This window comes from Rubritalea sp., from assembly GCF_039830215.1.
GTDB lineage: Bacteria > Verrucomicrobiota > Verrucomicrobiia > Verrucomicrobiales > Akkermansiaceae > Rubritalea.
Genome location: NZ_JBDOPO010000345.1, coordinates 1 through 13,531 on the forward strand (window position 1 = coordinate 1; position 13,531 = coordinate 13,531).

Below are 13,531 nucleotides of genomic sequence, written 5' to 3' on the forward strand. Positions count from 1 at the left end.
CTCAGTGATTTTACTTTTTGCAAACTCCCAGGAGTCTTCACAGATGCGAGATCCACGGCATGAGGCCGAGTTTGATCTTCTATCAGAGAGTTTCTGAGCGACGTTGTAGTTGTAGCCTCCACTTGGTGACAAGTTACGTCCGATCGTTGAAGCTATGGATGCGTTGGACTCGCCTTTGCGGCGTAGGATAGATATGGTATACCGCTCTTCGCGGCTCAGATGTTTATAGGTCATGTGGCACAGACTCGGTTTTGAACGGTGGAGCCAGTGCTGATACTAATCAGTATCTGGGCCGTTGTTCAAGTTAAGCGGTGCACTTCCGGTTGGAATCCAAGTCCGACCAGTCCTTCAAGGAGGTCACTGGCAAAGAGAACAAAGACTGAAGTATGGGAGGAAACCTTACCTTTGATCCGCTACTGATGTTTAAAATCCTAATTATGCAAAGTTTTCGAAAAACAAAACCCTGTCACGTAGGTCAAGACTTGCTAAGACCTTGAGGCTGATGGATTGGTTATTCTTAGGATTTTTGTACTGAGTTCAGATAGTCCAAAAAAAAGGTATGTCGTTCAATGGCTCGCAAAAAACCTGTGGCTTTCTTGTGTGTTTGTGCGAGGGCGAGGGAGAATAATGATGGGAAGATCATGTAGCCAGGCATGATGGACTCGATCGCCCGAACTCGCATTTTCTAGTCAACAAATTCTAACCGAAGTTTAGAATTTTCCAAGTCCGCGGTGTTTCCTAGGAAAGAGCAATTCTTCCGTGCTTTTTTTCAATCTCCCCCTAGAATGAAGGTATGCCCAGCAAGAAAGACATACTAGATCTCTACTTCATGCCCGCTCGACGTGATTTGATAGAAATAGCAGCCTATCTCGATCGCTTAGATCGCCACGATGGAGTAGAAGATTTCCGTGTCGAGGGGTTTCGTAAAGCTCTTGCGGCACTGCAGAACCCTGGCGACAAATCGCGGGCTGAGGCTGTACTCCTGGCTCTCTCCGACCACAGCGAATCACCCATCCCAGCTGCCACCATGCAAGGCGCCTTCGGAGCCCCAAATGAAAGCGCAAGCTAATCCCTCTTTTTCCTATCCACTTTTTCCTCTCTCCTAAAAATGAAATACATTGAACCACACGGCCACATGGTGAGCCGGACAACGGATGACTATCAAAAGATGGCTATGGCTGGCTGTGAAGCCATTTGCGAGCCGGCATTCTGGGCTGGATACGACCGCGCATCGGTGCAAGGATTCTACGACTATTTCCGCCAACTCACCGAATACGAACCAGCCCGCGCAGCCAAATTCGGCATCCCCCACTTTTGTTGGCTTTGTATCAACCCAAAGGAATCTGAAGACGCCGGCTTTGCCCGTGAAGTTCTTTCCCTCATCCCTGAGTTCATCGACAACCCCACTGTACTCGGCATCGGTGAGATTGGGCTCAACAAGAATACAAAGAACGAACTGGCGATCTTTGAAGAGCACGTTGAAATCGCTAAAAAGTACGACCAGCCAATTCTTATCCATACACCCCACCTTGAAGACAAACTTAAGGGGACTAAACTTATCATCGACGCTCTGAAGAATGCCCAAGTCGACAGTTCACGCGTGGTAATCGACCACGTAGAGGAACATACTGCTGGGCTCGTGTTAGACAATGGCTTCTGGGCCGGCATGACACTTTACCCCGAGTCAAAGTGTACTCCTGCACGCGCCGTCGACATTCTGGAAAACTTCGGCATGGAAAACATCTGGATGAACTCAGCCTGCGACTGGGGAGTTTCTGACCCACTCGCGGTCGTCAAAACAGCTCTCGAAATGGGCAAGCGCAAGTATGACAAAGATACCGTCGAGCGCGTCATCTACGACAACCCAAAAAGCTTTCTAGAAAACTGCCCAAATTTCAAAATCTAAACAATGTCCCGTTTTATCAGCTGGATCCAATGACCATTGACTCTTGACCAATGACTGCAGCATAGCTGCAAATATTATGCCACGCATTGCTCTGCTCCAACTTTCAGCCGTCGCTGAGCCTGAGAAAAATATTCGTAAAACTGAAGCCGCCATTCGAAAGGCTGCCTCAGAAGGAGCTGAAATAATCTGTACTCAAGAACTTTTTACCACTGAGTACTTTTGCACCACGCAGGACACTGACAAGTTTGACCTCGCGGATAAAATACCCGGCCCAGTAACTGAGAACCATCAGTCTCTTGCGAAAGAACTCGGAGTGGTCATTGTTGCTAGCGGCTTTGAGAAACGCGCTACCGGCCTCTACCACAACTCAGCCTGGGTGGTCGACGCCGACGGTTCACTCCTCGGCATTTACAGGAAAATGCACATCCCGCAAGATCCAGGCTTTGAAGAGAAATTTTACTTCACTCCCGGGGACACTGGATACAAAGCCTTCGATACCAAGTTTGGTAAAATCGGCGTCTTGATCTGCTGGGACCAATGGTACCCAGAAGCCGCTAGACTCACAGCTCTCAAGGGAGCCGAAATTCTCATCTACCCGACGGCGATCGGCTGGCTACCTGAGGAAAAAGAAGAATTCGGCGAAGCCCAACATAATGCATGGCAAGCTGTGCAATGCGGACACGCTGTCGCAAATAGCTGCTACGTCGTAGCCATCAACCGGACAGGAACTGAAGGCAACACTGAATTCTGGGGGCGATCTTTCGTCTCTGACCACTACGGCCAAGTTATTGCCACAGCTCCAGTTGCCGAAGAAATGATCCTCACCGCCGATATCGATCTAGACGCCCTAGAAGCACACCGCCGCATCTGGCCCTTCTTTCGCGATCGTAGAATCGATAGCTACAGCCAAATCACTGAGCGCTTCATCGACTAATTTTACATGAGCGCAATACGTGAAACACTCCATTGGCCAGCTGAATGGGAAAAGCAAGATAGCATATGGCTGTCATGGCCACATAGAACAGACACATGGCCGCAAGAAAAATTGGTGCAAATTCAGCTCCAGTTCGCACAGATCTCCGCCATTATTAGCCGATTCCAAAAGGTCGATATCAATGCGCACAACTCTCTGCATAAAACCATTTTAAAAACACTAGCAGCCGTTAACTGTATCACAGATAACATCACTCTCCATGACCACGCAACCAATGATGTTTGGTGCCGTGACCATGGTACTACTTTCGCCATTAACCGAGGCAACAATAAGCTTCGGGCCGTGGACTGGCACTTTAACGCTTGGGGGGGCAAGTTCCCACCATGGGACTTGGACGATGCTGTGGCCCTACAAATGGCAGAATCAAAGAATGCCGAGCACTATCGCTCCCCTCTACTTCTTGAAGGCGGCGCCATCGAGGGCAATGGAGCAGGTACTCTGATCACCACCGAAGCCGTGACTCTCAATCCGAACAGGAATCCTGACTGGTCGAAATCAGACGTCGAATCCGAGCTTCGCAAAGCTCTAGGTGTGGCTGATATCTTTTGGCTCCCCTCAGGCATAGTTGGCGACGACACCGATGGCCACATTGATGATTTAACACGCTTCGTTAAGGAAGATGCTATCGTTTCAATTGTTGAGAGCAACAGAAAAGAGCCAAACTACCTGACGCTTCAAAGGAACCTTGAAATGCTTCAAGACCTGAAAACTGTGAGCGGGTCTAGCGTCGAGCTCGTTGAACTCCCGATGCCCACTCCCCTCACCACTAAAAACTGGCGACTCGAAACTCTCCCAGCAAGCTACGCCAACTTTCTTATCATAAACGACGCCGTACTTGCTCCCACCTTTGCACAAGAAAGAAAAGACGATCAAGCCTTAGGGATTTTACGCGAATGCTTTCCGAGCAGAGAAGTCATAGGAATCGACTGCCGAGATATAGTCTGGGAAGGTGGAGCGATCCACTGCATCAGCCAACAACAACCGAGCGTACCCCAAGCCTAGACATTACAAAATGCCTGTTATTTCACCATTGCGAGAAATGCGATAATTGAGTCCTCTAGCAACCTCCAATATTTATTGGCTATAAATCATGACTCAACCACCATCACCCAACGAAGTATCACGCCGCTACAGCATTGCTGAATTTGTAAAAGCAACAGAACAACAGGAGCAAGGCCACGGAGTTTTCGAGCTTGAAACTCCTCGCATGCTCGAGGTCAACCTCAACGGCAGGATGCACACCAAACTCGGCTCAATGGTTTCCTACCGAGGTGAAGTAAAGTTCACTCGAGAAGGCATTCTCGATCAAGGTGTCGGAAGCCTCCTCAAAAAAGCTATTTCAGGTGAAGGCATGCGACTCACCTATGCCGACGGACAAGGTAAAGTGTACCTAGCTGATGCTGGAAAGAAGGTTTTTATCCTCTGCCTCAACAACGAAGGCATCGTGGTGAACGGCAATGATGTACTAGCATTCGAGCCCTCGCTCGACCACAAAATCTCAATGATGAAAAAAGTGGCCGGCATGATGGCTGGCGGACTCTTCAATGTGGCCTTCACTGGCAGCGGGCTGTTAGCTATCACTAGCCACTATGAGCCACTCACTCTCCGAGTCACGCCTGGCAACCCAGTATTCACTGACCCCAATGCTACAGTCGCCTGGAGTGCTGGTCTCACGCCTAACATCAAGACCGACGTATCTCTCAAAACCTTCATCGGGCGAGCTTCAGGCGAGTCACTTCAAATGATATTTGAAGGGGAAGGCTTCGTGGTCATCCAACCATACGAAGAAGTCTACCTAAGCCAAAACGGCTAAACCTGAAATAACTCGCTTCTAGCTAGCTGCCACCGCACCAGCTACCCCCTCAATCAACATCTGCATACCGATCACAGCAAGGATGAGCCCCATCAGGCGAGTCACGATGTTTATTCCACCCTTACCTAAATAGCGCACAATTTTCTCACCAGAGACAAAGAAGAAATAGGTCACGACACAAAGCAACGCAAACATAGCCACCGTTATCAACGACTCAATCCAGCCGCCAGTGCTGGAGAAATTTATTGTGGTAGCAATCGTTCCTGGTCCAGCCAAGATGGGCACAGCAAGGGGAGATATAGCCACATCAGCAGCATCCTCGGTTGACTCATCTTCACCGCGTGGCTTATGCATCTTTGAGCGCTCACCATTGAGCATGTGATAACCAATAAGGAAAACAAGAATACCTCCAGTCACACGCAGCGCTGGTAATGTGATACCGAAAAGGTGAAAAACTAGATTACCTAACAACGCAAATGCTGTGATCACACAGAATGCTATCAATAGTGATTTCCTCGCGATCTCTCTCTTTTGGAGAGTATCCTCGTCTGCTGTTAGGCCTATGAACACCGCCGTGTTAGCGACTGGATTCATGATAGCAAAGTAGCCAAGGAAGACTGTCAGTATGTGTCCTAATAGTTCATGTAGCATTGGAAATTTAAGATACCTAGACAGGTCTGGATGAATAGCTTAATTCTTCCTGGCGCCCCCTCTTTTATTTAACTCTAAAACTGGCTCAGTAGTGTCTTGTATCTGATTCACTCACATGTGAGATTAAATCTCACCCATCACTCCCAGGCTACATCACTGAAAAACCGATGTTATCGACATCGTCCGTCTACTCGTTAGCACAGCCTCTATAAGTGGCGAACATACCGAGTAAAAACGCCTCTTTAAGGATGGCCTTTGCCAATGAGTAAACGTCGATGCTTGGGTCTGGTCTCTCGGCTGCAAAGTGAAACCAGAAGAACAATAAATTTATGTCGGTTTCATGCATGGAGTATTTACCTAAGAACGACTCTTCCGGCTAATAGAAGCGCTAGAACACAAAGACTGGACACATATAGCATCGATTTTTGCTACAACTCTACAGTTCAATAAGCGTATCACAACTATGCGTCGCGGAAAAATTGCCCCTGAGGATACAGCCTATCAAGGTGAAGCTGGGCGCGCTATGGGACAAAACTGACATTGGCTCACACATGCTCTGCGGTTAGCCTCTCGATGTCAGCTAAGCTAGCTGCATCGGCCCCTACCAACACCAATATGATACCCCCCTTTGACGAGCATGAACAACAATTTGCCCACCTTATTTTAGGCGAGTCGAATGGCTTCACCTTTCAGGCTGACCCGATAGTGAGGAAGGCGCCCAATCTCTTCCAACCACAGCGCATCGTACTCAGTCTTCTGTTAGACTAGAATGGATCGCAAAGAAACCTCCCAACATAAGGACATAACCGAGAACTCTGTCGCGGACTACATCAAAGGATGTCTACAAACATTTTGGAGTAAGCTCACAAGCACAACTTTTACGCAAATTCATCTAAGCATCTCCTTAAGTATACTATCGCGCCACGAGTAATAACAAATGACTGAGATAGAGAAGCCGTTACTTCACCTGCCAGATCGAATCAACCAGAGTGTAGACAGTTGGGTAATCTGACTTGGGCTCCTCCTCAGCAAAGGAATAGAAATCGTTTTTACCAAAGTAAGCCTCCGTGAGTCCTGAAAAATATTCCTTTTTATTTGTTAGAGCATAGAGCCCCTTTATCTTACCATTCATATGCATAACCAGCTCTTAGGGGCTACTCGCTACAGCTAAAAAAAAGACAATTCATCCGTGTAGTTCTTGTTTCTCATAATCATCCAGCCCCAAACGATCCTCAGCCCATAGAGATGAGCTTAGGGAAACCACTTGAACCACCAGTGTTGGTAACCATTTCACCTCAGCCTATCCACATAACGGAAATGAAAGCATTTGACCATTTCTTCTTCTCTACTGAGTAGTCGATTCAGAAGCTTTCGAGAAAATAAAAAAGGCGCCCATTACGGAGCGCCTTTTAAAATCTAGATCTAAGAAGAGATTACTTCTTGAGCATGTCCACGAGCGTACGGCCCATGTTTGAAGGAGTCTCAGAGACTGCGATGCCGCACTCAGCGAGGATACGCTTCTTTGCTTCTGCCGTATCATCTTCACCACCAACGATAGCTCCAGCGTGACCCATGCGGCGTCCCGGAGGGGCTGTAGCACCTGCGATGAAACCAGCGATTGGCTTCTTGCAGTTTTCAGCAGCCCAACGAGCTGCTTCAGCTTCTGCGTTACCACCGATCTCACCAATCATGATGATTGCTTCTGTCTCGTCATCGTCGTTGAACATCTTGAGAACATCGAGGTGGGAAGTACCGTTGATCGGGTCACCACCGATACCTACACATGTGGACTGGCCGTAACCGAGCTCAGTGAGCTGATAAACGGCCTCGTATGTGAGTGTACCTGAACGGGAAACAACTCCTACGTTACCACGCTTGTGGATATAACCGGGAGCGATACCGATACGGCAACCACCGTGGGAGTTCTCGCCGGTACCTGGAGTTACGATGCCTGGGCAGTTAGGTCCAATAAGACGGGTCTTAGAACCAGCCATTGCTGCCTTCACGCGCATCATGTCAGCCACTGGGATTCCCTCAGTGATTGCGATAACGAGGTCGAGCTCAGCGTCAACAGCCTCGAGAATCGCGTCAGCGGCGAATGGAGGTGGTACGAAGATTGCGGAAACAGTAGCACCGGACTGCTTGGCAGCATCGGAAACTGTGTCGTAAATAGGAGTCTTCTCGCCGAAAGTCTGACCACCCTTACCAGGGGTCACACCAGCAACGATCTGTGTGCCGTAGTCGATAGAAAGCTGTGCGTGCTTACCACCGAAGCCACCAGTGATACCCTGAACGAGCACCTTGGTGTTTTCATCTACTAAAATAGCCATAGTGATTTAAAATTTATGATTGTTGATTTAAGATTTAGCCTTGAACCGCTTTCACGATTTTTTCAGCTGCGTCATTGAGGTTGTCTGCGCCTATAACAGCGAGGTCGGAGCTAGCGATAAGCTCTTTTCCACGCGCTACGTTTGTTCCCTCAAGGCGAACAACTAGCGGGATAGTAAGCTCTAGCTCTGCTGCTGCTGCGAGGATGCCTTCTGCAATGATGTCACACTGCATGATGCCACCAAAGATGTTCACGAGGATACCTTCAACCTTAGGGTCAGAAAGGATGATCTTGAACGCTGCAGAAACCTGCTCTTTAGTTGCGCCACCCCCTACGTCGAGGAAGTTTGCTGGATCTCCACCGAAGTGCTTGATGATGTCCATTGTTGCCATTGCAAGACCAGCTCCATTCACTAGACAAGCGATGTTGCCGTCGAGACCAATGTAGTTAAGGTCGAACTCAGAAGCTTCAACCTCACGTGGATCTTCTTCAGTTGTATCGCGCATTGCAACGATATCTGAGTGACGGTAAAGCGCGTTATCGTCGAAACCGAACTTAGCGTCGAGAGCTAGCACGTCACCAGTTGGTGTAACAACGAGTGGGTTGATCTCAACCATGTCGCAGTCACACTGGATGAAAAGCTTGTAGAGATTCTTAATAAGCTTTGCGAATTGCTTCGCTTGGTCACCGGAGAGCTCGAGAGCAGCAGCGAGTTTACGCACTTCGTATGGCTGAAGACCTGCGAGTGGGTGAACGAACTGGCGAGTGAGTTTCTCAGGAGTCTTCTCAGCCACTTCCTCGATATCCATGCCTCCTTCAGTAGATGCTACGATCACTGGCTGCGATGTCTCGCGGTCTAGAAGGATTGCGAGGTAGAGCTCACGGGAAATGTCCGCTGCCTCAGCGATCATTACCTTATTTACGAAACGGCCAGCTTCACCAGTCTGGTGCGTAACAAGTGTTTGCCCGAGCATCTTACTCGCAAGCTCACCTGCTTCTGCTGCGTCCTTAGGGAAGTGAACTCCGCCCTTGAAACCGTTTTTGAATGTGCCCTTGCCGCGGCCACCTGCGTGGACCTGCGCCTTGATAACAAGGTTGTTGCCGCCAATTACATTGGCTGCAGCTACCGCTTCTTCCGCTGTGCTTGCTACCTGCCCGTTAGGACTTGGCACACCGAACTTCTCGAACAGCTCTTTGGCTTGATACTCGTGAATATTCATGGATCTGAACGCCTTCATGGCGTAACATGCGGCTTCTAGAGCTATGACACAGATCGGTCAAGGTGAATCCGTACAAGCGATGCAAAAGTTCGCCTATTTCTTAATACTACCAATCATCACTAGCATGAATATTGTTAATACCTCGAGCGACTCTTGTCACAATGAGGGGTAGAGCTCTTGTCACAATCTGGGTTAGAGCAATAGTGTTTGCCATTTAATGAAATCCATTAGAGTGTGCCATTTAGCAGTTATGGAACTTGACCTTATTAATGCACAAATTGACCTCAGCTCCTTTTCTCCGAGAGAGATTGAGGAAGCGCTCGAAGACCCGTTTACTGTTCGCTTCTTGCCCGATCACGACCGCTTAGATGGCGGAACTCGCTACTATATGCTTGGCCGCACAGTGGCCGACAGGTTCCTATTCCTAACCTTCTCAACCGATGGCAAAAAGGCGCGCATCTATGCCGTACGAGAAATGACCGATGCTGAGCAGCGCTTCTATGACCGCAAATACGCTGAATACAAATAGATATGAATACAATTAACAAGTGGTCCGAGATACCAGAATTTCAAGACGAACAGGAAGAAGCCTCATTCTGGCAAAATAATGAACTCGATGCAAAGTTAATGATGGGCTCAATCCACGAGCGCGACTCTAAAGAATCCACCACTATTACTCTGCGCTTTGACCCACGCATGCTCTCACGCATAAAGCGTATGGCTCGCTCACGCTACCTCAACTACCAATCGATGATGAAACAATGGCTTTCTGAACGATTAGAGGATGAAGCGCGTCGTTCAGGCCTATCCGACTGAAACCGTTATTGGGAATGCTAAGACGTTTGACCCGATTAGGTAAGGAACACCCAGAAGTATGGATTATTGCTTGGGCTATTTGGCTCCTCTCTCTCTGGTTCCTATCTGCGGGCACCCAAGGTGCAGAAAATACTCCTGACATCCCCCACCTCGACAAGGTAGCCCACTTTGGATACTTCTTTGGCGGCGGCGGCTTGCTCTGTGGATGGCTAAGGCACCAATTTAGCCAACTCTCAGCCCTCCGGTGCATCACTATCACTACTCTTGTGTGCTCTTTGGTTGGCATAATGGATGAATACCATCAGACCTTCACACCTGGACGCTTAGGTAACGACTTTGGGGATTGGCTTGCAGACACACTTGGTAGCCTTTCCGCTGCTGTCGTCATGATTATCATCCTAAAATACACAGCCACCTGGAGTAATAACCAAAGCCAGTCTTTCTCGCGTTAAGAATGATCGCACGAATCGAAATATTTCTCACTCACATGCTTGACAGATTCAAGATTCCTTTTTAACGTCTTCTTCCGACCTGAAACAAACAAAATTTTTCATATGAATACCATGCGTGGAGTAACAATCAACAAAGGCGAGCCAGTAGATCGCGCCCTTAAGCGTCTCAAATCTCTTCTCGACAACGAGGGAATCCTCGAGGAAATGCGCCGTCGTCGTGCATTCGAAACACCAGTACTTCGCGCCAAGCGCAAGTGCCGCACAGCCTCTAAGCGTAACCGCCAACGTTTCCGCTACACCAGCCCAACACAAGATGCAGCAGCAGCAGCAGCAAAAGCAGCTCGTATCTCTGCAGAAGCTTAAGCAAACCTGATTTCAGGTCTCTCTCACGGGCATCCTTTTCGCAAGGGTGCCCTTTTTGTTTTCTTCTATTAGAATTCCCCTAACTTGATGCTTGGAAAGCTAGAGCAATAGCTCTACCACTCAGCCCATTAGCTGCAAACCTATGCGAACACTCTACATTCTTTACAAAAAAGAGCTTAAACACTTTATGACCACTCCATTTGGTTGGGTCGTACTAGCCTTCATCATGCTCTTACAGGGATTTTCCCTCACATCAGTGCTAGAGCAATACGAGAAGGCTCCAGTGCAGGTAAACATGCTCTATTCCTGCCTCTCTACGCCGATCTTTTGGTTCTACTTCATTTTCATTTTTCCATTGATCACGATGAAGCAATTTGCTGAAGAAGAACGCAGCGGCACCCTGGAAAGCCTAATGACTGCTCCAGTCACGACCTCGCAGGTAGTCTTCTCAAAGTACCTATCCTCCTACACCTTTTACGCTATCTTGTGGCTGCCAGTTCTGCTGCACATCAAGATTTTCACTTGGGTAACTGGTTCGCCTGCTCCAGTATCGATGCCGGAGATGCTAGGATCCTTCAGCATACTCCTACTTATCGGTTCGTTCTTTATCGCGGTCGGCATACTTGCGTCAGCGCTGACATCTAGCCAGATCATTGCGGCAATAATCACATTTGGTCTCTTAGTCTTCCTCATTTTCATAGGGCTCATTCCAAGTATCGCCGGTGACTCCTTCGAAGGCGCTCCACTATTCCATTATGTTTCAGTGCACGAACATCTCTCTTATTTCTCTAGGGGGCTAGTAGACCTACGCCCTATTGTATTTTATCTATCCATGAGCGTGCTCACCCTTCTTTTCACTCACCACCTCGTCGACTACCGACGCTGGAAACACTGATACTCTAGCATGTCAGCTACATCTCTTAAAAATGAGCCAGAACTCCAAGAGTCGGATGATTCTTCAGCTGCTGGCCCCGTCAAAAAAATCAATCGCTTCGGTCTATGCTCGCTGGCTCTATTTCAGCTAGTCCTTGCTATCATCTGTGTTGTCTTGCTTAACTTTTTGTCGTGCACAAACCACAAGCGCTTTGACCTAACACGCCACGCTGATTTTACTCTAGCCCAAACCACGACTCAGTTTTTGAAGAGTTCCGAAGTCCGCCAACGTCAGTTGCCGATCAAAATGGTGGCAATTATAAAGCAACAGTCGCCATACTACCTTCGTCTACGTGGCCAACTTGAGAACTACCAACGATTCTCGGACAATAACATCGAGCTCGAATTTATAGACCCAACACACGACCGTGATCGCTTACAGGATTTTGTCACCACCTACCAACGCGACATCACTGAAGAAACAATTCTCATCGACGCGCGCAACACCATTGCAGATGCAGAACTCTCACCTGAAGAAGAAAAGGTCAACTTAGTGAAACACATCCGCACGATACCAGTGAAATCTTTGTTCATTGAGGAATTTGACAGATTCAACAAGAAGTTCATCTCCAGTTGGAACGACGAATCCCACCTCACGACCTATCTCGTGAGCGCCGTGGAAGGAACCCCCCGCCGCTTTTACTTCATCATAGACAAGGCACGTATTGACGAGCCAAACAAAGGAACTCCTGCGTGGAAAAACTTCCAAGCACTGCTCCTAGCTCAGAACATCCAACTTTCCCCATTGCAGATTTCAGCAACCAACAAGATCCCTAACGACGCTGAAGGCATCGCCATTATCGGACCTGCTTTCGACTTCGACGAACGCGAGATAGCCACTCTCACAGAGTACTGGGATCGCCCATCAGCAAGCTTATTCATCACACTCAATCCGAACGCTAAACTTAAACACTTCAGACGATTTCTTCGTGAGTACGGCATTTCTCCTCAAGACAATCGCGTGATGTCCGTGAGTAAATCAGGCAAATCCCTGACATCTGCGCGCGCCTTTTTCACCCAAGGACCTGAAGTCAACCAAGGTCTAGCCCACCAAGCTACCCAGCTAGACGGCCCTAGTTCTGGTCTCGAAGTCATGACTTCCAACGATCGACTCGCCATTCGAAACATCACCCCCTTTGCTCTACTTCAAGCTGCTGACGGATGGTGGGGCGAGAGCAAGTACACTGAGCCTAACCCAAGCTTTGACGCGCGCGAAGACCAAGGAATCATAAAAGGTGCCGCCAATCCTACACCCGTGAATCTAGCTGCCGCAGTTGTGCGAGGCCGCCAGAACAGTGATCTCACAGCACCGCTTACTTCCCGCATGGTTGTAATCGCCAACACTGAGTTCCTACGCCCAGATAATGCCCGCGAAGAGATGTCCTATTTTATCAATTCCACCATCAACTGGCTTGTTGGCCGTGAAAGCCTCATCGGTATTGGTCCAAAGCCAGTCTACCGCAAGAAGATCACAGTCCAATCAGCCCACAAGTCATTCATCGACCAGGTGATCTTAATCTACCTTCCACTAGTATCTTTACTCATAGGCCTACTCCTCTGGAATAGCCGTCGTTCCTAACCTTTGTCATTGTGAAGACTTTCGTCTCCCTCATTCTCATCTTTTGCACTCTTGGCTTAGCGGCTCTGAGCCTCCAGCAACTTGGGCGCGTAGACGTTCTCGGCACACTCTCTATCGAGCCGGCCAAAGAAAACTTCACCCCACTATTTGATTACGACCTTAGGACCACATCGCATGTCGTGATCGAGACTGCGGACCAACCCAAATTGGCGTTTTCCTTCGATCCCAACAACGGATTGTGGGTTGGAACAGAACCCTGGCAAGACAGAGCCGACGGTCCAAAAGCAATCGAGCCCCTTATACTCTTTGCCCTCAATGCTGAAATACAAGACCGCGTAGAAGTAAGCGACGAGACAATCAATGAACTAGGATTCGACGACTCAGCAGTACACGTACGACTCAAAAACAGCCTCGACGACACCATTGCCAACTTTAGCATTGGAAAATCCTCTGCTTGGAAAAAGAAGATTGAAGG

General features: G+C 48.5%; 18 protein-coding genes. 13 read left to right on the forward strand and 5 right to left on the reverse strand.

Annotated elements, in window-relative coordinates; translation table 11 throughout:
* Positions 1-234: helix-turn-helix domain-containing protein (locus tag ABGY95_RS11605; RefSeq protein ID WP_347441847.1), on the reverse strand; the 234-nt coding region annotated here is incomplete at its 3' end.
* Positions 235-793: 559 nt separating this feature from the next.
* Between ABGY95_RS11605 and ABGY95_RS11610 the strand changes: the two genes are divergently transcribed.
* From ABGY95_RS11610 to ABGY95_RS11630, 5 genes are all read left to right on the forward strand, one after another.
* Positions 794-1,069, forward strand: coding sequence for a hypothetical protein (locus ABGY95_RS11610; RefSeq protein ID WP_347441848.1), 276 nt, complete (start codon positions 794-796; stop codon positions 1,067-1,069).
* Positions 1,070-1,108: 39 nt separating this feature from the next.
* Positions 1,109-1,906 (forward strand): TatD family hydrolase, encoded by a 798-nt coding sequence (locus ABGY95_RS11615; RefSeq protein WP_347441849.1) that lies wholly within the window; start codon positions 1,109-1,111, stop codon positions 1,904-1,906.
* A gap of 76 nt (positions 1,907-1,982) precedes the next feature.
* Positions 1,983-2,840 carry a carbon-nitrogen hydrolase gene (locus ABGY95_RS11620; protein ID WP_347441850.1) on the forward strand — a complete coding sequence of 286 codons (858 nt, stop codon included), beginning with the start codon at positions 1,983-1,985 and terminating at the stop codon, positions 2,838-2,840.
* Between the two features lie 6 nt (positions 2,841-2,846).
* Complete coding sequence (locus tag ABGY95_RS11625) at positions 2,847-3,902, forward strand: agmatine deiminase family protein (protein WP_347441851.1); 1,056 nt, start codon at positions 2,847-2,849, stop codon at positions 3,900-3,902.
* A gap of 88 nt (positions 3,903-3,990) precedes the next feature.
* Positions 3,991-4,713: an AIM24 family protein gene (locus ABGY95_RS11630; RefSeq protein WP_347441852.1), complete on the forward strand. Its 723-nt coding sequence runs from the start codon at positions 3,991-3,993 to the stop codon at positions 4,711-4,713.
* An 18-nt stretch (positions 4,714-4,731) separates the two neighbouring features.
* On the opposite strand, the gene ABGY95_RS11635 is transcribed toward ABGY95_RS11630, so the two are convergent.
* Positions 4,732-5,364: a MarC family protein gene (locus ABGY95_RS11635; protein WP_347441853.1), complete on the reverse strand. Its 633-nt coding sequence runs from the start codon at positions 5,362-5,364 to the stop codon at positions 4,732-4,734.
* A 573-nt stretch (positions 5,365-5,937) separates the two neighbouring features.
* On the opposite strand from ABGY95_RS11635, the gene ABGY95_RS11640 reads away from it, so the two are divergent.
* The gene (locus tag ABGY95_RS11640; protein WP_347441854.1) at positions 5,938-6,132 is read left to right on the forward strand and encodes a hypothetical protein; all 195 of its coding nucleotides are present in this window, start codon (positions 5,938-5,940) and stop codon (positions 6,130-6,132) included.
* Between the two features lie 190 nt (positions 6,133-6,322).
* Here ABGY95_RS11640 and ABGY95_RS11645 read toward each other — a convergent pair whose 3' ends face one another.
* From ABGY95_RS11645 to sucC, 3 genes are all read right to left on the reverse strand, one after another.
* Positions 6,323-6,496 (reverse strand): hypothetical protein, encoded by a 174-nt coding sequence (locus ABGY95_RS11645; protein WP_347441855.1) that lies wholly within the window; start codon positions 6,494-6,496, stop codon positions 6,323-6,325.
* Positions 6,497-6,797: 301 nt separating this feature from the next.
* The gene (gene sucD, locus ABGY95_RS11650) at positions 6,798-7,694 is read right to left on the reverse strand and encodes a succinate--CoA ligase subunit alpha (protein WP_347441856.1); all 897 of its coding nucleotides are present in this window, start codon (positions 7,692-7,694) and stop codon (positions 6,798-6,800) included.
* Between the two features lie 34 nt (positions 7,695-7,728).
* A complete protein-coding gene (gene sucC, locus ABGY95_RS11655) occupies positions 7,729-8,913 on the reverse strand; it encodes an ADP-forming succinate--CoA ligase subunit beta (RefSeq protein WP_347441857.1) in 1,185 nt (394 codons plus the stop codon).
* A 250-nt stretch (positions 8,914-9,163) separates the two neighbouring features.
* On the opposite strand from sucC, the gene ABGY95_RS11660 reads away from it, so the two are divergent.
* The 7 genes from ABGY95_RS11660 to ABGY95_RS11690 all read left to right on the forward strand — a co-directional run.
* The gene (locus ABGY95_RS11660) at positions 9,164-9,442 is read left to right on the forward strand and encodes a BrnT family toxin (protein ID WP_347441858.1); all 279 of its coding nucleotides are present in this window, start codon (positions 9,164-9,166) and stop codon (positions 9,440-9,442) included.
* 2 nt (positions 9,443-9,444) lie between these two features.
* A complete protein-coding gene (locus ABGY95_RS11665) occupies positions 9,445-9,729 on the forward strand; it encodes a CopG family antitoxin (protein ID WP_347441859.1) in 285 nt (94 codons plus the stop codon).
* 14 nt (positions 9,730-9,743) lie between these two features.
* Entirely contained in the window at positions 9,744-10,181 is a 438-nt protein-coding gene (locus ABGY95_RS11670; protein WP_347441860.1) for a VanZ family protein, read from the forward strand.
* A 102-nt stretch (positions 10,182-10,283) separates the two neighbouring features.
* The gene (gene rpsU, locus ABGY95_RS11675; RefSeq protein ID WP_347441861.1) at positions 10,284-10,544 is read left to right on the forward strand and encodes a 30S ribosomal protein S21; all 261 of its coding nucleotides are present in this window, start codon (positions 10,284-10,286) and stop codon (positions 10,542-10,544) included.
* A gap of 142 nt (positions 10,545-10,686) precedes the next feature.
* Positions 10,687-11,439: an ABC transporter permease gene (locus ABGY95_RS11680; RefSeq protein ID WP_347441862.1), complete on the forward strand. Its 753-nt coding sequence runs from the start codon at positions 10,687-10,689 to the stop codon at positions 11,437-11,439.
* Between the two features lie 9 nt (positions 11,440-11,448).
* Positions 11,449-13,056, forward strand: a complete 1,608-nt coding sequence (locus tag ABGY95_RS11685) for a Gldg family protein (protein ID WP_347441863.1) — start codon at positions 11,449-11,451, stop codon at positions 13,054-13,056.
* An 11-nt stretch (positions 13,057-13,067) separates the two neighbouring features.
* The coding region (locus tag ABGY95_RS11690) for a hypothetical protein (RefSeq protein ID WP_347441864.1) at positions 13,068-13,531 on the forward strand (464 nt) is incomplete at its 3' end.